General features: G+C 43.2%; 22 protein-coding genes. 6 read left to right on the top strand and 16 right to left on the bottom strand.

The features are described 5' to 3' along the window. The first annotated feature begins 135 nt into the window (after positions 1-135). On the top strand, positions 136-858 hold the full coding sequence (locus tag ERX35_RS01610) for an alpha/beta hydrolase (RefSeq protein WP_149458155.1): 723 nt from the start codon (positions 136-138) through the stop codon (positions 856-858). A 41-nt stretch (positions 859-899) separates the two neighbouring features. Then, on the top strand, positions 900-1,409 hold the full coding sequence (locus ERX35_RS01605; protein ID WP_149458154.1) for a YjcG family protein: 510 nt from the start codon (positions 900-902) through the stop codon (positions 1,407-1,409). A gap of 141 nt (positions 1,410-1,550) precedes the next feature. Here the strand turns inward: ERX35_RS01605 and fabI are convergent, their stop codons facing one another. The 7 genes from fabI to ERX35_RS01570 form a co-directional block, all read right to left on the bottom strand. Further along, complete coding sequence (gene fabI, locus ERX35_RS01600; RefSeq protein ID WP_149458153.1) at positions 1,551-2,324, bottom strand: enoyl-ACP reductase FabI; 774 nt, start codon at positions 2,322-2,324, stop codon at positions 1,551-1,553. A gap of 100 nt (positions 2,325-2,424) precedes the next feature. Beyond that, on the bottom strand, positions 2,425-4,260 hold the full coding sequence (locus ERX35_RS01595; protein ID WP_149458152.1) for a monovalent cation:proton antiporter family protein: 1,836 nt from the start codon (positions 4,258-4,260) through the stop codon (positions 2,425-2,427). Positions 4,261-4,268: 8 nt separating this feature from the next. Continuing rightward, positions 4,269-5,630: a magnesium transporter gene (gene mgtE / locus ERX35_RS01590; RefSeq protein WP_149458151.1), complete on the bottom strand. Its 1,362-nt coding sequence runs from the start codon at positions 5,628-5,630 to the stop codon at positions 4,269-4,271. Between the two features lie 28 nt (positions 5,631-5,658). Continuing rightward, complete coding sequence (locus ERX35_RS01585; protein WP_149458150.1) at positions 5,659-6,510, bottom strand: RluA family pseudouridine synthase; 852 nt, start codon at positions 6,508-6,510, stop codon at positions 5,659-5,661. Then, positions 6,510-7,310 (bottom strand): NAD kinase, encoded by an 801-nt coding sequence (locus ERX35_RS01580; protein WP_149458343.1) that lies wholly within the window; start codon positions 7,308-7,310, stop codon positions 6,510-6,512. Before ERX35_RS01580 ends, ERX35_RS01585 begins: the two co-directional genes overlap by 1 nt. 11 nt (positions 7,311-7,321) lie before the next feature. Further along, positions 7,322-7,948 carry a GTP diphosphokinase gene (yjbM, locus tag ERX35_RS01575; RefSeq protein ID WP_149458149.1) on the bottom strand — a complete coding sequence of 209 codons (627 nt, stop codon included), beginning with the start codon at positions 7,946-7,948 and terminating at the stop codon, positions 7,322-7,324. Positions 7,949-7,965: 17 nt separating this feature from the next. Next, complete coding sequence (locus ERX35_RS01570) at positions 7,966-8,310, bottom strand: UPF0738 family protein (protein ID WP_149458148.1); 345 nt, start codon at positions 8,308-8,310, stop codon at positions 7,966-7,968. A gap of 117 nt (positions 8,311-8,427) precedes the next feature. On the opposite strand from ERX35_RS01570, the gene ERX35_RS01565 reads away from it, so the two are divergent. From ERX35_RS01565 to ERX35_RS01555, 3 genes are read left to right on the top strand one after another with little or no spacing between them, the layout of a single operon-like run. Beyond that, positions 8,428-9,009, top strand: a complete 582-nt coding sequence (locus tag ERX35_RS01565; RefSeq protein WP_170234500.1) for a CYTH domain-containing protein — start codon at positions 8,428-8,430, stop codon at positions 9,007-9,009. A gap of 48 nt (positions 9,010-9,057) precedes the next feature. Further along, positions 9,058-9,423, top strand: coding sequence for a globin domain-containing protein (locus ERX35_RS01560; RefSeq protein ID WP_149458146.1), 366 nt, complete (start codon positions 9,058-9,060; stop codon positions 9,421-9,423). Positions 9,424-9,439: 16 nt separating this feature from the next. After that, positions 9,440-10,225, top strand: a complete 786-nt coding sequence (locus ERX35_RS01555; RefSeq protein ID WP_149458145.1) for a DsbA family protein — start codon at positions 9,440-9,442, stop codon at positions 10,223-10,225. Between the two features lie 261 nt (positions 10,226-10,486). Here the strand turns inward: ERX35_RS01555 and pepF are convergent, their stop codons facing one another. From pepF to spxA, 4 genes are all read right to left on the bottom strand, one after another. Further along, positions 10,487-12,295: an oligoendopeptidase F gene (pepF, locus tag ERX35_RS01550; protein ID WP_149458144.1), complete on the bottom strand. Its 1,809-nt coding sequence runs from the start codon at positions 12,293-12,295 to the stop codon at positions 10,487-10,489. 46 nt (positions 12,296-12,341) lie between these two features. Continuing rightward, positions 12,342-13,322 (bottom strand): competence protein CoiA, encoded by a 981-nt coding sequence (locus ERX35_RS01545; protein WP_170234499.1) that lies wholly within the window; start codon positions 13,320-13,322, stop codon positions 12,342-12,344. A gap of 67 nt (positions 13,323-13,389) precedes the next feature. Further along, complete coding sequence (gene mecA / locus ERX35_RS01540; protein ID WP_149458142.1) at positions 13,390-14,070, bottom strand: adaptor protein MecA; 681 nt, start codon at positions 14,068-14,070, stop codon at positions 13,390-13,392. Positions 14,071-14,196: 126 nt separating this feature from the next. Then, positions 14,197-14,592: a transcriptional regulator SpxA gene (spxA, locus tag ERX35_RS01535; RefSeq protein ID WP_133443350.1), complete on the bottom strand. Its 396-nt coding sequence runs from the start codon at positions 14,590-14,592 to the stop codon at positions 14,197-14,199. Between the two features lie 304 nt (positions 14,593-14,896). On the opposite strand from spxA, the gene trpS reads away from it, so the two are divergent. After that, positions 14,897-15,889, top strand: a complete 993-nt coding sequence (gene trpS / locus ERX35_RS01530) for a tryptophan--tRNA ligase (RefSeq protein WP_149458141.1) — start codon at positions 14,897-14,899, stop codon at positions 15,887-15,889. A 45-nt stretch (positions 15,890-15,934) separates the two neighbouring features. Here the strand turns inward: trpS and ERX35_RS01525 are convergent, their stop codons facing one another. From ERX35_RS01525 to opp3b, 5 genes are all read right to left on the bottom strand, one after another. Then, on the bottom strand, positions 15,935-17,602 hold the full coding sequence (locus ERX35_RS01525; RefSeq protein WP_149458140.1) for a peptide ABC transporter substrate-binding protein: 1,668 nt from the start codon (positions 17,600-17,602) through the stop codon (positions 15,935-15,937). Between the two features lie 319 nt (positions 17,603-17,921). Then, positions 17,922-18,920, bottom strand: a complete 999-nt coding sequence (locus ERX35_RS01520) for an ABC transporter ATP-binding protein (RefSeq protein WP_149458342.1) — start codon at positions 18,918-18,920, stop codon at positions 17,922-17,924. Between the two features lie 242 nt (positions 18,921-19,162). Beyond that, positions 19,163-20,230 (bottom strand): ABC transporter ATP-binding protein, encoded by a 1,068-nt coding sequence (locus ERX35_RS01515; RefSeq protein ID WP_149458139.1) that lies wholly within the window; start codon positions 20,228-20,230, stop codon positions 19,163-19,165. Positions 20,231-20,243: 13 nt separating this feature from the next. Then, a complete protein-coding gene (opp3C, locus tag ERX35_RS01510; RefSeq protein WP_149458138.1) occupies positions 20,244-21,305 on the bottom strand; it encodes an oligopeptide ABC transporter permease in 1,062 nt (353 codons plus the stop codon). Then, the gene (gene opp3b / locus ERX35_RS01505; RefSeq protein ID WP_149458137.1) at positions 21,305-22,231 is read right to left on the bottom strand and encodes an oligopeptide ABC transporter permease; all 927 of its coding nucleotides are present in this window, start codon (positions 22,229-22,231) and stop codon (positions 21,305-21,307) included. The genes opp3C and opp3b overlap by 1 nt, the downstream gene beginning before the upstream one ends. Between the last annotated feature and the right edge of the window lie 159 nt (positions 22,232-22,390).

Raw genomic sequence — 22,390 nt, 5'->3', positions numbered from 1 at the left:
TATACCTCCTCGTTTCAAGTTCTTCTCTATTATACCCAAATATGATAGAAATATCGGAGTGATATCCATTGAAACCAAAGAATTGATTTTATATTGTGTTACAATAGTAAAAAAACTTCGAGGTGACTACTGTCTATGTTTCAACAAGGGCTCGTCAATCCACATGAACTAGTAAGTAAGCATTTAAACCGCACGGTCAAATTCGGTATCTACTTGCCGAAGAACTATACATCGCTGTATAAGCATCATGTTATCATTACATTTGACGGCCAGGATTTCAGCCAGCTCGGACAGCTTCACCGCTGCTATGAGAAACTGTATGCAGCTGATGAAATAGAACGCGCCATTATCATCTACGTCCATTATCCTGACGTTCAGACACGGAAGCGGGAATATCATCCTGACAGTCCGGACAAGCAGCACATGATTAAATTTATCACGAATGAACTGATGCCGTACATCGACCAGAACTTTGCAACGTTGAAAACAGGAAACGCACGGTTAGTGATGGGTGACAGTCTCGCTGCGAGTATTTCACTGTCACTGGTGCTTTCCTATCCGCTCAATTTCTCACGGGCACTGCTGCTGAGCCCGATGATCACCGCAACCATTAATGAGGAGCTTGCCATCGCCAATACATCAAACATCGATTTGTACCATGTCATCGGCCTAGAAGAAAGCTCCTTTAAACTGATGACAGGTGAAGAAGCAGACTTTCTGACACCGAACCAGGCCTTCCATGACCAGTTGATTTCATTAGGCGTGACGACTTATTACGAAGAGCTTGACGGCGGTCATACATGGAAGACATGGAAACCGCAACTTGAACTAGTGCTAAAGTATTTTTTATCGAAATAATTTGTTATAATTAATTGAATTCAACAAAGGGAGGCATTCACATGAAATTAGGTATCGTTATTTTTCCATCGAAGGGGTTCCAGGATAAAGTTAATTCATACCGCAAACGTTATGACTCACACTATGCTTTAATTCCACCGCATATTACGCTGAAAGATGCGTTTGAAGTGGCAGAGGATGACGTTAAAAATGTAACAGCTAAATTAACAGAAGTCGCGGCTGAAGTTGAGCCGGTTGAAATTGAAGTGACAAAAGTATCAAGCTTTGCCCCGACTAAAAATATCATTTTCTTTAAAGTGGTAAGCAGTGAAGGTCTGACAAAGATTTATGAAGTATTAAATGATGGTTCTTTTTACGGAAAGAATGCTCACCCTTTCGTGCCGCATTTCACTATCGGCCAAGGTTTCTCAAGCCAGGAGTTTGAAGATGTATATGGTCAGCTGAAAATGGCCGGTATCGATCATAAAGAAACAGTGGATAAAATCAGCTTATGCTACCAGCTCGACAATGGCACATGGAACGTGCTTGAAACGTTTAAATTAGGTAACTAACAGGCGGCAACTCTTCCGCAGAGAAACAAAACGGGGACACAGTGATATCCCCGCTTTGTTTTTATAGTAATAGATATAACTGAAGCATCTACACAAAAAACGGAAATTCCTACTGGAATTTCCGTTTTTTGTGACATAAGTTTAACCTAAAATATGATAGCCCGCATCAACGTGGATATTTTCACCTGTGACACCGCTTGACAAGTCGCTCAATAAGTAAGCCGCTGTCTTACCAACTTCAATGATATCGACATTACGTTTTAACGGCGCTCTCTCTTCCACTTCTTTCAAAATGATGTTCAGGCCGCCTACCCCTTTAGCACTCAATGTACGAATCGGTCCGGCCGATACAGCATTGACACGGATACCTTCTGCGCCAAGATCCTGCGCCAAATATTTTACACTTGCTTCAAGCGATGCTTTCGCGACACCCATGATATTATAGTTAGGAACAGCAAATTCACCACCGATATAAGTCGTCGTCACGATGCTGCCGTTTTCTGCCATCACTTTTTTAGCTTCTCTTGCAACAATGGTCAGTGAATAAGAGCTGATATCATGTGCCAGCAGGAAGCCGTCTCTTGATGTATCAGAGAATCTACCTCTTAAATCTTCAGTATTAGCGAATGCGATAGAATGGAAGACGCCATTAATCTTACCGCACTGCGCTCCGATTTCCTTGAACGCCTGAATCACCGCTTCATCTTCCTGAACATCACATTGAATCAGCAATGCATCCTGGTTATTCTTCAAGCTCGGCAGCAGCTTTTCAAGTTCATTGCGGCTCCGGTCCTTACGATAAGTAAAGACGACTTTTGCGCCGGCTTCATCCAATACTTGTGCAACACCAAACCCGATACTTCTTTTATTAGCAACGCCCATAATGACATATGCCTGACCTTCTAAGTTTAACATGCTATCCCTCACTATTATTATAAGTTATTAGTACCTGTTACTAATTTATAGTTTTTAACCTTTAAATGCAAGAAAAAACAGGTCGCCCTGTTTTTCATGCCTATATCAGTTCAAGTTCACGCTTTAATTCATCGACATAACCGCGTGAGCCGGTCACAATGAGCCGGTCTTTAAAGTGCAGCTCTGTATCGCCGTGAGGTACAATCGAATCTTTTCCGCGCAGCAGTCTGACGAAAATAATATCGCCGCTGAACGGAAAATCACGCAGCATCATCTCATGATAGCGCGTATTCAGCATCTCGATTTCATAAAGTGACGTTTCAACGTTCGATAACAGATTCAGCATGTTCGGTGATTCAATCAATCCTTTAAGCAGTGTCTTCGTGCTCTGGAACTCGCTGAACAGCTCAATGCCTGCCTGTGCCAGCTCCTCGTCATCACCGGTGTTCTCAATGCGGCAGATGACGCGGTTGACACCGTTCTGCTTCGTCATCAGAGCGACATCTCTGTTGATCTGCTCATCATTCGCTGAACAGACGACGATATCGAACGTAAAGAGACCGAGCCGGTTCAGCGTCTCATAGTCATAACGGTCAAGCTCAATCGCCTCAATATCTTCAAGCATCCGATTGTCTGAATGGTCCCTGCGGTAGAACAAAGTCGGCTGGTAAAGCTCAGATTTAATGCTCTGTGCTACCGGTATCGACATCTGATTTTTACCGATGAATGCGATTCTTATCACTTTCTCTTCAGACAGCTGCACCGGGAACAATTTTTTAAAGAAAATCGGCACGATAACACATGTAATGATTGCACTTAAAATAAAAGTGCCTGACAGTACGTTGCTGATAGTGCCGAGCTGTTCTGCAAGCTTCGCTGAGACGATGACTAGAGACAGTGTAGATGTCAGCAGAAACGACGAGGCGATGACCGTCTTTTTGTCATACCATTTCATCAGTATAAGCATCGGGAACACTTTGGACAGGAAGAACACAATGAATAGCAGCGGAATCAAGATAAGTACTGACGGATCGTGCAGCAGTTCTCTAATATTCAGTTCAACGCCCACCATGATGAAAAATATAGGGATAAAGAAGCCGTAGCCGAACGAATCCAGTTTATTGACAAGGTCCTGGTCCGGTCCGATTAAGCTGACGACAACACCCGCTAAAAAAGCACCTAAAATATTTTCAGCGCCTACTCCTTCAGCAAGCGCAACAAGCAGGATAATGAGCGCGAAGATGGCACGAATACCAATCTGAGTGGTCCCTTCCATCATTTTCTTCAGAAATGATGATTTCTTGAAGTAACCGCCCATTATATAGAACAGTACAGTGAACACGACTAACGTCCCAATCAGCCATATCGGTGAATCCCCCTTCGCATGCATTGTGCCGTAAACCGTCAACAGCAGCATTGTCGCAAGATCGGCGATGACTGCTACAAGAAGAATAATCTGACCGATAGACGTACGGAGAAGATTCATTTCCTTTAACGTCGGCATGACAACACCGAGCGAAATCGTTGATACGATGATAATCATCAATAGAACATCATCGACTAGACCAGTCCACTTAAATAAATAAGCAGCCAGCACAGACAGCACAACGATTCCCATAAAAATGCCGGTCGTTAAATACAGTCGGTTCGGTTCATTAGCCGGTTCATTATTTTCACTTTTTTTCTTCGTCTTGAATGCCGAAAAATCAATCTCAAGGCCACTTAGAAACATCAGAAAGATGATTCCAAGCGTCGATAGTATGTTTAATACTTCTGTAGGCTGCACAATATTCAGGACAGATTTTCCGATGAGAATCCCCATCAGTATTTCTGCGACTACAACAGGCAGAAAATTCAGATGAAGTCGTTTGACGAGTATCGGGGTGATCAATGCAGTGATTACAATAATAACAAGTGCTGGTAAATGATGTTCCATAAATCCCCCTATGATAAGTAGCTCATAAATGTTGTGGCCAGTCCGAAATAGATGAGCATACTGATAATATCATTGATCGTTGAAATAAACGGTCCGCTTGCCACCGCGGGATCAATGTTAATACGGTGCATGATAATTGGAACTAAAGCACCGGCAAGTGTCGCGACAGTCATCGCAATCGTTAAACTGACTGCTACGATGACTGCGAGGACAGGCTTTTTATAGACGATACAGATAATAGCGAATAATAGGAATGCACAGCTGAAACCGGTCAATAGACCTGAGCCCGCTTCCCTTATAGCCAGCTTGACCTTGTTCTGTCCTTCTATTTCTCCGGTAGAGATCCCGCGGACAACGACAGCGAGGCTTTGTGTGCCGGAATTTCCGGCCATCCCGCCGATTATAGGAATAAAAGCCGCCAGCAGTGCTACATGCTCGAGCGTCTCTTGAAAGCTTCCAAGAATTGTTGCTGTTCCCATTCCCATGATTGTCAGTGCGGCAAGCCAGGGCAGCCGTTTCTTCGCTGTATCAAATACAGAGTCATCAACGGAGTCAATATCACTGACACCGGCAAGTTTGGAGTAATCCTCACTTGCCTCTTCATCGATAACGTCAACGATATCATCAATCGTGATGATACCGAGCAGATGGTTCTGGTAATCTACTACCGGCAGTGCCAGTAAGTCGTAGTCTCTTACGACCATAGCGACGTCTTCCTGGTCATCAGCAACATTTACACTGATAACCCGTTCATTCATCACGTCTTCAATATAAGCGTCATTCTCCGCCACGATTAAATCTCTTAAAGAGATGACACCGACCAGCTGATTGCGGTCATTCACGATAAAAATATAGTAAATCGTTTCAGCGCTCGGTGCCTGCTCCTTCAACTGCAGCATCGCTTCACGCACAGTCATCAATGATGAAACGGAAATGTATTCGGTCGTCATCAGACCCCCGGCCGTATCCTCCTCATAATGCAGCAAGGCTTTCACTTCTCCCGCCGCTTCTTTATCCATCAACAGAAGCAGGCCGGCGATTTTGGCTTTCGGCAGCTCATTTAAAATATCCACTGCGTTGTCATAGGACATTTCACTTAACATCTGACTTGCAAAGATGGCATCCATCGTCTCAAATACTTGGTCATAGTTCTCTAGTTCTGTCTGCTCTACAAATTCAGCCACTTCCTGCGGAGACAGCATCTGGTACATGATGCTCCGTTTATTTTCATCCGATTCTGTGAAGTACTCCCCTTGTTCATAAATGTGCAGCGCAAGGAAGACTTCTCTAAATCGATCAATATGATGATGTTCAAGCAATTCATCGAGTAATTCTTTATCGTATAATTGCTCTTCTAATTCTTCTGCCATGCGCTCACCTCCTAAAAAATACAATTCATTATAACATAGGTATCAGGCTTCTCAAATCCTCCGGCGGGGCATCCTGAAGAATAATAGACACCTCTGTAAAAGGATGGACAAATTCTATCTGGAAGGCATGCAGCGCCTGCCTTGCAAGCCGTGTGTCATGACCATAAAGAGTATCTCCGGCAAGCGGATGGCCGATCGCCTGAAAATGCACACGAATTTGATGTGTCCGACCGGTATGCAGCTTGACCAGAGCCACACTATAATCATTGCTTCGATGAAGCGCAATGAAAGTTGTGAGCGCCTGCTTGCCGTCTGCTGTAATATGCCGTTCAATAATAGAGTCGCTCTTTCTGCCGATCGGACAATCAATCATTCCTGCTGCCGGGATTTTACCGCACGCTGCACAGAGATACGTCTTCGTTATACTGTCCGTCATCAGATGATGAATCAATTGATGTTTGGCAAACACGACGATTCCACTTGTATTGCGGTCCAGCCGCGTCACAATATGAGGTATACCTGTTTCCTTGTTCTCTATGAAGTGATGCAGCGTGCGTTCGAGCAGGCTATCATGCGGATGCAGCTGAGAAGGCATCGTGCTGATACCCGCTGGTTTTGAGACGACACACAAATAATTATCTTCATATATAATAGTCAACCGGCCGGCACTCGGCCTCAAACTTCTGCTCGGCTGTTCAGCCGGAAGACAGACGGTCACCTGCTCGCCTTGAGCCAGCATATAGCGTACAGTGACCGGCACTTCATTCACAAGTAAAGCGCCATTCTGTTTAATGGCGCTCAAACTTTTCTTTGATATATTCTGCCGCTGCAAAAAGTCCCGGAGCAGCATTTGCGCGTCAGCTGTATAAGTAATCTTCATCATTCACTCGCAATAAAGGAGTCATGGACGCGTTTCCAGAACGGGAACGGTCTGAATCTCGCGAACTTGATCTTTTCATCAGCTACCCGGTACTGAATGGATGAGATGCCTTGATGATCACTTGCAATATGGTCAATCGTCAGCTGCAGCATGCCCCGGTTGACCGGCGTCACATGGATGGTATGATGCTTCGGCAGCACAAGCGGTGAGCCGACTGTCCTGAACACCCGGTTATTAATCGAAGCGATCTCCGCCATCTGCATCGCCTCAAGCGACGGATGAATCAAGGCACCGCCGAGCGCCTTGTTATAGGCGGTCGAACCGCTCGGTGTCGACATACAGAGGCCGTCGCCCCTGAAGCGTTCGAACTGTTCACCGCGAATATCTACATCAACGACGAGCGTCGCGCCGTTATGCGTCTTGATCGTCGCTTCATTTAAAGCTAAATAGCGGGATTCTCTTCCGCCGTTCGTATAGCGGACAATCACTTCAATCAGCGGATATTCAATGCGCTGAATCGGTTCGTTGTTGATGGCGATGATCAACCGTTCGACTTCATGAGGCAGCCAGTCCGCATAGAAGCCGAGATGACCGGTATGCACACCGACAAAACTGCAGTCATCAAGCCGGTGACTATATGTATGGAAAGCCTGAAGCAACGTCCCGTCACCACCGACAGAGATGACAATATCAGGTTCATCGTCATCTTGTATCATCTTGAAGTCTTTCATATAACTTTTCATCTTCTGTGTCAATGCATTACTTTTTGAATCCCCTTTAGAAAGAATCGCATATTTCAGCTGACTCACCCCTATCTTAGTTCACTTCGCTGTTCTGTATAATATTTCTGCGCCTCTTTAATCTCTTCACGTATTTCAGACATCTCTTCATCCAATAAATAAGCGGCCTCTGCCGCACGTTCCAGCCTGTGCTGGATTTCCGGCGGATAATCACCATCATATTTATAGCGCAGTGTATGTTCAATCGTTGCCCAGAAATTCATCGCCAGCGTTCTAATCTGAATTTCAGCAAGAATAAAGCGCTGGCCGTCCAACGTTTCAATCGGATATTTGACGATGACGTGATAAGAGCGGTAACCACTCTCTTTCGTATCTTTAATGTAGTCACGTTCTTCGACAACTTCAAAATCTTTTCTGTTTTTCAGCAGTTCAACGACAATATCGATATCATCTACAAACTGACACATCATGCGCAGCCCGGCAATATCGTACATTTCCTCTGACAGCTTATCAAACTGGATACCTCTTTGATTCGCTTTTTCAATGATGCTCGGTATCGGTTTCACTCTACCCGTCACAAATTCAATGGGTGAAGATTTACCTTCCCGTTCATACTGCTTACGAATCCCCTTCAACTTAATCTTCAGTTCATCAATCGCCTGTTTATAAGGTGCTAAAAATATATCCCATTGATTCATCTGTCTCACCTCTGTTTTTACAGTTCAAAGACTTCTTCCACGCGCTCAACAAAAGGCTTCCCGTAGTTATGGTTTCCTTCAATATTATCAAGCAGCATAGTGAATTCTTCACTGAAATATTCGAGCTCAATTGTACCGTATAAATACCATTTCTTCTCTTTGTATTCGTTCATCATCCGCCATGTCTCCTCGACGAACCTCAAATGATGGTAAACATCACCATCATCCAGCAAATAGACAAATTGAAAATGATCGCTATCTGTCAGCAGCTGCCCCGCAGGCGTCACAGCCAGCTGTTCTTCCTCTGTAAATACATGGACAGAATCGTCCACCAATTTAATTTCATTGACATGTAAATTCATAATAATCTCTCCCTTAACATAGATATTTTAACACAAAATAAAAGTAAGTCGTACTATAGCTTATCCCTTTACTTCATTTATATTGTCAGCGATAATTCTTGTATGGAGGGGATTGCTTTGGAAGAACTAGAAATTGAATTCAAAAATTTACTGGACTATGAAACTTTCGCAAAACTCCGGGATTCTCTGTTCAAGGACATTGAACCTGTCACTCATACGAATTTTTATATCGATACACCGGATCATCAGTTCATCGACCAGAAGATTGCCCTGCGAATAAGAGATAGTAAAGGCCGTCAGATGATGACGCTTAAAATCCCTCAGGAGATCGGCGTGATGGAGTATCACGGAGAAGTAGCGGATCATCTGCTGGACGACCAATATATTCCGCCGGCTGCCCTTCCTTCCAATATTCATGACCAGCTGACGACATATCCCATTGATTTGTCACGGCTGCTGATTGTCGGTGCCTTATCGACTGAACGAAGAGAGACACCTTATGACAGTGGTCTGCTTGTGCTGGATGCAAGCTGTTACCTTGATTGTGAAGATTACGAAGTGGAATTTGAAGCGCAGGACTACGAGAGTGGTCATGAGCAGTTCGAACAGTTTCTTATAGACTATGCGGTCCCCAAAAAAACTGCCATGAATAAAGTTCAGCGGTTCTATACGAGACGCAGCGAACTGATAGGCAAATAACTTTAATAATATAACCAACATGATATATTTAATAAAAAGGTGATCACATTGACAAGCCCTTATGAAGCAATCGGACAGGAAAAATTATATGCGGTGATTGACCGTTTCTATGATTATGTCAAGGCGGACGACCGCATCAACCATCTCTTTCCTGCCGAGCTGAATGAAACAGCACGTAAGCAGAAACAGTTTTTAACGCAATTTCTTGGAGGCCCGTCTCTTTATACTGAAGAACATGGTCATCCGATGCTGCGCATGCGGCATCTGCCCTTTCAAATAACGCCGGCCGCACGCGATGCGTGGCTTGAGAACATGCACAGGGCACTCGATGACTTTGAAATTGATGAGCCAGTAAAGAACTATATCTTTGAACGTCTGTCATTGACTGCGACACATATGGTAAACACTGAATAAAATTGTAGGTGAAAGCATGAAACATTTACAGGTCATTCATAATGAAAAGTGTCTCTCCCTTCAGCCGGTGAAGAAGGTAGAAATATATTCATTTTTTGATCCGTTCTGCAAAGACTGCTGGGAATTGAAAGCAGTGCTGCGCAAACTTCAAATTGAATACAGCCAGTATGTTGAGATTAAGCAAATACTGCTGCCCACGCTGCGAGTGCTGACAAAGTGCCAGGCACAGAGCACAACAGAAGATGATAATATCGCCCTTGCCTATAAAGCAGCAGAATTACAGGGCAGGAAAAAAGCTGGAATGTTTCTGCGCTTCGTGCAGAATGAAATTATGCCGAAACAGGATATCATTACCCGTGAACTCATCATGGACTGCGCACAAAAGGCACGGCTTGATATCGAGACATTTCAGACTGACATTAAAAGCGTTCATGTCACAAATTCACTGAAAGTGGATCAGCATATTTCAAGGGAAATGGAAGTCACGATGTCGCCGACACTTGTGTTCTTCAATGAGAATTTTGAAGACGACGGCCTTAAAGTCGAGGGAATACAGCAGTACGCGATTTATACTTATATTATTAACGAACTGATCAGCCATACGATAGAGAAAGAACTGCCGCCGAAGATCGATGAATATATCATTGAGAATGAACTGGTAAGTGAAAGCGAGTTAGAGATCATCTATGAATGGCCTAAAAATGTACTGTCACGGGAACTGAAGAAATTAAAGCTGATGAACAAAATAGAAGCAGTGACCTATCATACCGGTCAGTACTGGCGCAAAAAAGAGGCCATGTAACTGCACGACCGCATAAAAAACGACTTATCATCATTGATAAGTCGTTTTTTATGCGGTCATTATTAAAAATCAATAAAAAAATACCGTGTCTGATTACACGGTATTTAAACAAAGGGGATGGGAGAAATTTTCACTCAAACAAAGGGGTATGTTTGGTTTGTGATAAATTTCATGTTTGTATAATATCATGAATATATAGGCCATTCAACCTTTAAAGCCCGATTTCACAATTCTGACATAATGAAAACGCATTCTCTGTTTTTAGCGTGCTGCTTTGATCAAGCGCTCGAATTCATTCAGTCGTTCTTCGAAAACTTGACATGCTTTTTCTATCGGTTCGCTCGTTGTCATATCTACGCCTGCTTTTTTCAGTACTTCTATCGGATAGTCAGAGCTGCCTGCTTTCAGGAACGAATTGATATAGCGGTCAACAGCCGGTTGACCTTCCTTCAGAATCTGATCGCTTAATGCAAGTGCCGCACTGTAGCCTGTCGCATACTGATAGACATAATAATTATAGTAGAAATGCGGGATTCTGCTCCACTCACTCTGGATGTAGTCATCATGCACCACGGCATCACCATAATACGTTCTGTTCAGTTCAAGATATTCTTTATTCAGGCGTTCTGCAGTCAGTGGTTCATTGTTCTGGGCGAGTGTATGAATTAAATGTTCAAACTCAGCGAACATCGTCTGTCTGAACACTGTGCCCCGGAAGCCTTCCAGCTGATAATTCAGCAGATAGAGTTTTTTCTTCTCATCATTGAGTGTATGGTACATATGATGCGCGAGCAGTGCTTCATTACATGTTGAAGCCACTTCTGCGACGAATATTGAATAGCCTGACATATTTGACGGCTGATTCCGGCGCGAGAAGTAGCTGTGCGCTGAATGACCGAATTCATGAGTCAGTGTAAATGTATTGTTGACGTTATTTGTCCAGTTCATCAGAATGTAAGGGTTAGTGCCATAAGTCCCTGAAGAGTATGCACCGCTTCTCTTTCCTTTGTTCTCATAAACATCGACCCAGCGGTTATTGAATCCTTCTTCGATGACTTCGGTGTATTCCTCGTCCATCGGCTTCAGAGAATTGAGCACCCACTCTTTTGCCTCGTCATATGTCACTTCAAACTTCTCATCCTGGACAAGTGATGTATACATATCATACATTTTCATATCATCGAGTCCGAGCAGTTCTTTCCGCAGCGCCGTATAACGATGCAGCAGTGGAAGATGGTCATGGATGGTCTTGATTAAGTTGTCATAGACCGCTTCAGGAATATCGTTATTCGCCAGCGCCTGCTGACGTGGTGACGCATAGCCTCTCACCTTACTGGAAAACACTGCGGCCTTCACTTTGCCGGCAAGTGTCTGAGCAAGGGTATTTTTGAACTGTCCGTAGTTGCGGTATATCTCCTTATAGGCATTCTCTCTCAGCACTCTGTCACTTGATTCCAGATACTGCACGTATGTTCCTTGAGACAACGGATGCAGCTTGCCGTCTTTATCTGCAATATCATTGAACGCAAGGTCTGCATTATTGAACATGCCGAAGACATTGCTCGGGGTGCTGAGTGCTTCCCCTGCTTCTGCCAGCAGCTTCTCCTCTTTATCGGACAATACATGCGCTCGCTTCTTATTGATGCGTTCAAGATCGAACTTGAAGCGCTGCAGCCCTGCATTCTCTGCTACAAACTGGTTGAGCTGCTCTTCGCTGATGGTCATCAGCTCCGGCATCATGAAGCTCCATGCGCTGCCGAACTGTGCAGCAAGTGCCGCTGCACGCTGCTCCATTGCTGTATATGTATCGTTTGATGTATCCTGGTCATGCTTTAAGTGCGCATAGACATATACTTTGCCGAGTTTCTCATCAATTTCTGTTTCCAGCAGTAAGCCGTTTAATAACTGCTGAGCGCTTTGTGCAAGCGTTCCTTTCACTTCCTCCTCACGTCCAAGATAACTTTCCACTTCTTTGAACGCTTCTTCAAATGCAGCATCGCTCGGAAAAATCTTTGTTAAATCCCATGTGTTTTCTTCAAGTTGTTGTTCACGTGTTATCATTTCAGCCATCATTGCCTCCCAAAAGATTGATTGCTATAATTTTCTCATTTTTCAATTAAATTTGCACGTATAAGTTCCTGACCGCTTCGCGATATTCCTGAAGTAATTGTTTGGTGAGCTGTTCATGATCAAGGTCACTGGCATAATAGACAAAGAAATCAAGCTCCTCCTTAAACTTCTGCATGGTGAACTCATCGCGGATCACCAGCAGCCGCAGCCGGCTCTGCCACTGAATAGGATGTGTTCTGATATAAAACTGACTGGGCACAATGATCCCCAGCTCTTCGGGCAGCTGCTGCCAGTTGATTCTCAGCTGGTACAAGGCGCTGAGCGTCGGTTCAAGGACGCTTTTTTTGCTCTGACAGCGGCGGATATAGCTGTCACGAGCGCTCTCACTGATCAGCAGGCACTGGGACGATGACGGACCGTCATGAATATTCATCAATTCATTGACCGCCGTTATTTGCTGACGCTTATACATGACTGCCATGCTTTCTGTAAGACCTGTCAATTGATAGCGATAAAATTTGTTCTTGCCGGCATCATAAGTGATCAGCCGGCGCATTGATGCATTAACCATGCTCCTCTGAAAGAGCGTCAGCTTGAGTGCCTGTCCTTCTTTCTTCAATGATTCCTCAGCGGCAATCCAGATGACGTCCATTCCAATTCTCCGGTAGCCGTAAGTCCGCTCTATCAGTGTCGTGACCGGAATAACAGACAGCTGGATCTCGAGTGCCAGTTTATTGTTCACAAGTATATCCGGAATCTGTTCAATGTCATGTAAGTAATACTCCATGGCGACATGTTCATGCTGCGCCAGCCGGTAAAGTTCATGTTTACCGGCTAAATGTGCCGCTGATTCCTGTTTATAAGTAGATTTGAAACAGTCCTGTATACGCTGATGAGAGAAGTGCGGGATTTTATAGCGGCCTTTCTTTAATATAACCGGGCTCAGACAGACAGGACACTTGAACCCTTTCCCTGCTGCCCTGTCTGCTGACACATAGTGTCCTTCATCATTCACAGCAATAAGCACAAAAACACCTCCTACTTTATAATCGCAGGAAGTGTTGATTTGCTTTATTAAGTTTATATAAACTTCATTAATTCGCTTTGAAGTAGCGTTTCACCTGATGACGGACGTTATGGCTCATAACGACTTTCCCATACTCTTCAAGCCAGTCACGACTGATTGTCGTATGATCTGCATATTCAAAGACATGGGCGACGTAGCCGTCAATAATATCGAACGGTGTGCTCTTATCGAACTGCACGTAGTAATAATACTTGCCGTCTTGCATATAAAGCAGGTCCTCGAAATCCACCTGTTCAAACTCATGAGAATGACTGAACTGTATCACTGTCTCAAGATCACTGAACTGTACGAGAATATCATCACTGAACAGCGGCTTCTGCTCATTCTGTTCACCGGTCAAAAGGTTCGTCAGATCATGATCATTTTCTATCGCTTTATTCAGAAACTCATTGACCTGATATTCCAGCCGGTCGTCCGATTCTTCTTCAGGTAAATGCATAAATTCATCGTTGCGGGACTTTGTCACTACAAACTCGATTCCTTTATCAAACGCGTGCACTTGAATCCAGAGAGGCCCTTCAATGACAAACTCTTCTTCCTGGTTCACTTCTTCCATCATAGACCAGAAGAATTCTTCACCCTTTTTGCGGTTCGTCCATAGCTCGTCTTGTTTGAACCCCCGCTCTTCAAGGTCAGTATATGTTAAATAAAATTTGATGGTTACATCATTAATGCGTTCTATTCTCATTATGTATCCCTCCATCTCTGAATGAATAGTAATCTCATTGTATTATAACGGAAGGAAAAAACATAGTAATTTGATTACACCAATCACGAAAAACAGCTGTCGCAGGCGACAGCTGTTTCAATGTGATTAATCCACCATTCGTTGTGCTTCAAGCAGCTGGAATGTACGAACTTTACGTGGAAGAAAACGACGGATTTCATCTTCGTTATAACCCACCTGCAGACGTTTCTCATCCAGAATGATCGGACGGCGTAAGAGCCCCGGGTGCTGCTGAATGATTTCATATAAGTCCTGTAATGGCATTGCATCAATATCGATATTTAATTTTTGGAAGGTTTTAGAACGTGTAGAAATGATTTCGTCTGTTCCATCTTCAGTCATGCGTAAAATCGCTTTAATTTCATCAATTGTTAAGTTATCAGAAAAAATATTGCGCTCCGTATACGGAATATCATGTTCTTGTAACCATGCTTTCGCTTTACGGCAAGATGTGCAACTTGGTGAAGTAAATAATGTTACCATACATCTCACTCTCCTATTTGTATATGTAGTCTGTCAATTGTCTCATGTATCAGCAGTTAGTTAAATATTCCCTCTCCTGCTTCATATAAACGTCAAGATAGCAAGAAATCGATATCAACTTCTGTTGTACTGATAATATTATTATAAATTCATAACATTAAAATTAAATGAGAAACAATGAAGAATTTCAAATAATTTGAATTTCTTTCTAAGCTGTAGTCATCAAGCAGTTCTTAACACAGCTTCATTTTAACCTTGAATGAAATAGTGTACAATAGTAAATATAAATTTTGGAGGACAGACGATGAAAACTTTATTCTCAGGCATTCAGCCGAGCGGTGTTCCGACTATCGGAAACTACATCGGTGCATTAAAACAATTTGTTGATATTCAAAATGATTATGACTGCTATTTCTGTATAGTTGACCAGCATGCGATCACTGTGCCACAGGACAAGGCGGCGCTCAGAAAAAATATCCGGTCACTCGCTGCTTTGTACCTTGCAAGCGGACTCGATCCTGATAAGATCACGCTCTTCATACAGTCAGAGGTGCCGGCTCACGCACAGGCCGGATGGATGCTGACGACTATTTCCACTATCGGTGAACTGGAACGTATGACACAGTTCAAGGATAAAGCGAAAGACCGTAAAGAAGGCATTCCTGCAGGACTCTTAACTTATCCGCCGCTGATGGCTGCAGACATTCTCCTGTACAGCACTGACCTTGTGCCAGTCGGCGAAGATCAGAAGCAGCACCTTGAGTTGACACGTGACCTGGCTGCCCGCTTTAATCAGCGCTATAACGACATTTTCACGATGCCGGAAATCAGAATGCCGAAAGTCGGCGGCCGCGTCATGAGTCTGCAGGAACCGACGAAAAAAATGAGCAAATCTGATACCAATACAAAAGGTTTTATCTCACTGCTTGACACACCGTCGGCAGTCGCGAAGAAAATCAAAAGTGCTGTCACGGATTCTGATGGCACAGTGAAATATGACAAAGAACATAAACCCGGCGTCTCCAACCTGCTCAGCATTTATTCTATTATTACCGAAACACCGATCAGTGACCTTGAAGCGAAATACGACGGAAAAGGTTACGGTGAATTCAAATCAGATTTAGCTGACGTCATGGTGACGTTCATTACACAGTTCCAGGAGAAATATAATTATTACATGGAATCACCAGAGCTGGATGCGATACTTGACCGTGGTGCTGAGAGGGCTTCACTGAAAGCAAATAAAATGCTGAAGAAGATGGAGAACGCAATGGGGCTCGGCCGCAAAAGAAAGTAAAGAAGACTCAGGATATCCTGAGTCTTCTTTACTTTTACTACTTCATTATTTTTTGCCTTCGATATACGCTTCTTTAAGTGTAGAGTCACCGGCAAATTTGTGAGTGACAAAGTTTTTAACATATTCTTGACGTAAGCGGGATACACCAGCCTGATACATTGGAACAACTACTGCATCTTTTAAGAATAAGTTTTCTGCATCCTGTAATGTTTTCCAGCGCTCATCAATCTTCTGAAGAAGTGGTCCTTTAGCGTCAGCAAGCATTTTGTCGTACTCTTTGTTTGACCAGCCTGTCTGGTTGTGAGTTCCGTCTGTTACGAACATATCAAGGAATGTCATTGGGTCTGGATAGTCAGGGCCCCAACCTGCGAATGACAGTTCATAATCATCTTTAGATTCAAGTGCAAGCTTTTGTTTGAACGGCTGCTGCTTGATCTTAAGCGTAACGCCCGGTAAGTGAGATTCGATTTGTTCTTTCACATATTCGGCAGCTTTTTTAGAAGTATCAGCATCATATGTTAAGTATTCAAATTCGAATTTGTCTTTGCCTAATTCAGCTTTTGCTTTATCCAAGTATTTTTTAGCTTCTTCTTTGTCATAATTTAATGGTGATTTAACGCCGTCAATATAGTCTTTACCATCCGGACCTTTGACGAAGTCTTTCGGCATTAACGTATCGACTGCCACAGAACCGTTGTTCAGTAATGTATCAACTAATTTTTCTTTATTGATTGATTTTGCAATTGCTAAACGTAAGTTTTTGTTGGCCAGATCTTTATTTTTCTTTTCATTGATGCGGATGAAATAAGTAGAGGCATCGAGTTCAGTCTGGAAGTCAGAGTCTTTTTTGTATTTATCAACGTTTTCAGCTGTTAAACCAACAGAATCAACTTTTCCGGTAGTGTATAAGTTAAGGGCAGTATTCGTATCTTTGATGATCTGATAGTTTACTTCTTTTAACTTAACTTTGTCTTTATCCCAGTACTTATCATTTTTCTTAAGAACAAATTCTTTTTCTGTTTCCCATTTGTCTAAGACGAAAGGACCATTTGATAAAGTATTTTCTGCCGTTGTACCATATTTGTCGCCTTTTGCTTCAACAAATTTCTGGTTCTGCGGCATAAACGTACCGAATGCCAGTAATTCCTGGAAGTAAGGAACTGCCTTTTCCAGTTGAATCTGTAATGTATGGTCATCGACCGCTTTAACGCCTAGTTCTTCAGGTTTTAATTTACCTTCGTTAATGGCAGTCGCATTTTTGAGGTCATACATGATGTAAGCATATTCTGCACCTGTTTTAGGATCTAATGTACGGCGCCATGAGTAGACGAAGTCATTCGCAGTAACTGGATCGCCGTTTGACCATTTAGCGTCTTTACGAAGTTTGATTGTCCAAGTTTTACCGTCAGCAGATTTTTGCGGTTCTCCTTCAGCAACACCTGGAACAGCCTTATCGTTTTTATCCAGCGTGTATAAACCTTCTAACGTTTGGTTGAACACATCAAATGATACTTGGTCAGTCGCTAACGCTGAGTCCATTGATGGAATATCTGAACTGGAGAGTAAATGCAATACTTGTTCATTTCCACCTGATTTACTTGCCGTGCCAGATCCGCTCTTTGAATCTTTATCATTTCCGCTGCTTGAACAAGCAGCAGTGAAACCAGATACTGCGATTAATGATGCCAGAAATAATGTACTCTTCTTCTTCATACTTATAAGCCCCCCGACGTTTTCTAAAATCACTCTGCAAGAATTTTCAGAAGATTTGTGTTAATTATATTTTATAAATTTGAACTTAGCAATAGCTATTTTATACATTTATTGATTTTTTTGAATATTTTATTTTTTATATTCATGCATTAAAGCGTTTAAATGTTAGATTAATATAAATAAATATTGAATATAAATATAATATCAATATTTCCTAGTTATATTTTTTTATATATATGCAATATGGATATTAGTTTTTTTCATTCTCGTTTTTCGATATGAAAAAACTTCGACTGCATTTTAACAGTCAAAGTTTCTGCTAAGCATGAGCATAGCTGTAATCGTAGTTTGCTTTTAATACTTCATATTCTTTTGGTGAACAGTAGACGTAATGATCCGGTGCTACTTCACGCAGCTCAAGAACGTCATCTGCTGTATACGCATGGACATCCGGATTGTAAGTTTTTCTGACCCGTGTACGTTCAGATTCTGGATCCGGCAGCGGGATAGCTGACAACAATGATTTTGTGTACTCATGCAGCGGGTTATTGTAGATGGCATCGGCCGGACCGATTTCCACAATTTTGCCGAAGTACATGACACCTATACGGTCTGAAATATATTTAACCATGGATAAGTCATGCGCAATGAACAGGAATGTCAGTCCGCGTTCTCTTTGCAGCTTCAGCATCAAGTTGACAACCTGCGCTTGAATCGATACGTCCAGTGCTGAAATCGGCTCATCCGCAATGATGAATTCCGGCTCTACTGCCAGCGCACGGGCAATACCGATACGCTGACGCTGACCGCCTGAGAATTCATGCGGGTAACGATTGGCATGCTCTTTAGAGAGACCTACTGTTTCCAGCAGCTCATACACGCGATTCGCCCGGTCTTCCCGGTTTTTCGCAAGTTTGTGAATATCAATCCCTTCAGCAATGATATCCATGACTTTAAGACGCGGGTTCAGTGAAGCATAAGGATCCTGAAAGATCATCTGCATGCGTCTGTTGAATTTAAGCAGATCTTTTTTTCGTTTAATGGACTGTATATCTGTCCCGTCGAAAACAACTTTACCGGCTGTCGCGTCATACAGCTTGATCAATGTGCGCCCTGTTGTTGATTTACCACAGCCGGACTCACCTACGAGACCAAGTGTTTCGCCCCGGTAAATGTCGAATGTCACATCGTCAATTGCCCGTACTTCATTTGATTTCCCTTGATTGAAATACTGTTTCAGATGTTCTACTTCAATCAGCTTTTCTTTACCTTCACCATATGCGCTGTAGCCTGCTGCATGTTTCTCAGCTTCAGTCAGTTCCGTCTTGTTCAACTCACGTTCTGAATAGTGAGAAGCGTCTTCAACAATCTCATTTTCATCGACAATCAGCGGTCCATCCTCAATAGTATGAGCATCGTTTTCTACTAATGACGGACGTTCTTCCCGCAGCTCACTGCGGCGGTCGCTCGACACGTCCGCTGCAGCTGCTTGATTATTATCCGCGTCGATAATACGGACATTTTTATTATCTGTACGATTATTTATTCTATCATCTCTCATTAGAAGCTAACCCCCTCTACTTGTCTCGGCTTATCAAACTGTCCAGGCAGGTCGCGCTGCTTCAGTTTGACCATTTCCGGCAGCTCAACTTCAGGAGCCTGCGGATCCATCAGCCATGACTTCACAAAGTGCGTTTTAGACACCTGGTACCAAGGCGGCTCCTGTTCAAAGTCAATCTGCAGTGCGTATTCAGAACGACGGGCAAATGCATCGCCGACCGGTGGTTTGATCAAGTCAGGTGGTGTACCCGGAATCGCACGTAATTCTGTATCCTGCGCTGTATCTAAGCTCGGCATAGATGATAGCAGTCCCCATGTATAAGGGTGTTTAGGATTGTAGAAGATTTCATCTACTGTTCCTGTCTCAACAATCTGACCGCCGTACATAACAGCGACACGGTCAGCGACGTTAGCAACAACACCTAAGTCGTGGGTAATGAAAATAATGGACGTGTCAATCTTCTTTTGCAGGTCTTTCATGAGTTCCAGAATCTGCGCCTGAATCGTTACATCGAGTGCTGTTGTCGGTTCATCTGCAATCAGAATTTTCGGATCGCAGGCTAGTGCCGTCGCGATAACGATACGCTGACCGCCTGAGAACTGGTGGGGATAATTGTTGAATCGCCCTTCAGGATTAGGCAGTCCGACCAGATGAAGGATGTCGAGCGCCCGTGCTTTTGCATCTGCTTTAGATAACTTCTGGTGCTTAATAAGCGGCTCCATCACCTGTTTACCGATTTTCATTGTCGGATTAAGAGACGTCATCGGATCCTGGAAGATCATCGAAATATCTCTGCCGCGCACTTTCTGCATTTCTTTTTCTGACAGCTTCGCCAGATCTTTGCCATCGAACAGAATCTGCCCTTCTTTAATACGGCTTGGGGGTGTCGGCAACAGACGCATAATCGCTTTAGTCGTTACCGATTTACCTGAACCTGATTCTCCTACAATTGCCAGTGTCTCTGCTTTATCGAGATGGAAATCAACGCCACGTACTGCCTGGACTTCCCCCGCATTAATGTCGAAGGAAACTTTTAGGTTTCTTACTTCCAATATTCTTTCAGCCATTTATATTTCCTCCTTATTTACGCATTTTAGGATCGAAGGCATCACGGACACCATCACCAAATAGGTAGAAGCATAGAATTAGAAAACTTAGAATGAACGCTGGTACAAACATTTGATACGGGTGAATCAACAGCATTTTACGGCCGTCATTCACTAATGAACCAAGAGATGCAAATGGTGCAGGAATCCCTAAGCCGATAAAGCTTAAGAAAGATTCGAAGAAAATCGCACTTGGAATAGAAAACATCGCTGTGACGATAATCGGTCCTAAAGTATTCGGCAGAATATGCTTAAAGATTAAACTGGAATTTGATGCCCCGAGCGTTCTTGAGGCCATGACATATTCCTGGCTTTTAAGCTTCAGGAACTGACCCCGGACGATACGGCTCATGCCGATCCAGCCGGTCAGTGACATCGCAAGAATGATGGTCACGATACTTGCATCAAAGACGATAACGAATAGGATCATGATGATTAAGTTTGGAACAGATGCAATGACTTCAATGATACGCTGCATGAGTGTATCCACCCAGCCGCCGAAGAAGCCCGATATGGCACCATATGTAATCCCGATGAGCACATCCAGCAGTGCCGCAACGATACCGATCAATATAGAGACCTGTGTTCCTTTCCAGACACGGGTAAAGAGGTCCCGCCCTAATTCATCTGTACCAAACCAGTAATTTTCTTTAATGTCTTTCGCTTTGTACAGATCAAAGCCATCTTTATCTTTACCGTCGAATGGCAGGAAGCTGATGCCTTTCAACGCTTCGATTTTCGGCGGGAGATTGGAATGGTCGATATTTTGCGCCCGGTAAGTATGACCGCTGATTGCAGGTCCAAGGAATGCCATGATGAGTATTAGAATCAGACCAATGAGGCCGGCGACTGCCCCTTTATTGGAGCGCAGCTGCAGCCATGCATCCTGCCAGAACGTTTTACTTTTACGTTCAATTTTCTCTTCAAAAATCTCTTCGCGGTTTGCCAGTATGAATGGTTGGCTTCTGTTAGTGGATGCCTCCTGATTTAAATCAGCATGCGTATATACTTGATTGCCGTTAACTTCATTAGCCATTAATCTTTACCTCCTTGAACACGGATACGTGGGTCAATAATCCCATATAATACATCGACTACAAACAATACGATGATGAACAGTAAACATAAAAATAATGTTAAGGCCATGATGACTGGATAGTCATTCGTCTGAATCGACCGTACAAACTGGTCACCGAGACCTGGAATACCGAAAATCGTTTCGATTGTCAGTGCCCCTGTCAAAATACCGACAGTCATCGGACCGATCAACGTAATAATCGGGATCAATGCATTACGCAGTGCGTGACCGAATAAGACGCGGCTTGTCGTATTCCCTTTCGCTTTAGCGAGCGTGATGTAATCAGAGCCTAATACTTCAATCATTTCAGAGCGGATATAGCGGGCAATTGTTGCAATGACACCAGCGGATAAAGCTAATGCCGGCAGCACCGCGTATTTAAAACCTTCCCATCCTGCAACCGGGAAAAATTGATACTTTACTGTGAAGTAGTACTGCAGCAATACAGCGAGTACGAACGAAGGAATGGAGATAGCAAGCACCGAGAATATCGTTGATAAATAATCCACCCATGTATTCTGTCTAACCGCGGCGATAACGCCTAGTAAAATACCGACAATCACGCCGAAGACCAGCGCGTAAAATCCGATTTCTGCGGATGGCCCTAAACGAGGGAAAATAATATCAGTGACGGCTCTGTTGTCATATTGGAATGATACCCCGAAGTCGCCTGTCGCTACTTTCTTTAAATAGTTCACATATTGCACGCCGGCAGGATCATTCAAGCCATATTTCTCATTGACAATAACCTTCTGTTCTGCCGATAACTTTTCATCATTGTAAGGTGTTCCCGGCATTAACTTCATTAAAAAGAAGGTGGCCGTTGCCACGATAAATAAAGTGACGATCATGTAACCAAGACGTCTGAGCGCAAATTTTAACATACTTCAAAATCCTCCTTCTAATCTAAGCTTCGTATTTAAATTTTATATACATAATTTATAATAACTAAATTTTCATATAATTCATACTACTTTTTCAATTTAATTAATGAAGACTAATAAAATTTAATACCATTATCCATAAATAGTGGCATATTACAT

The sequence above is a fragment of the Macrococcus equipercicus genome, assembly GCF_004359525.2.
Taxonomy (GTDB): domain Bacteria; phylum Bacillota; class Bacilli; order Staphylococcales; family Staphylococcaceae; genus Macrococcus; species Macrococcus equipercicus.
Note: the sequence above shows the minus strand (reverse complement) of the source record. Positions and strands in the feature narration are given on the sequence as shown.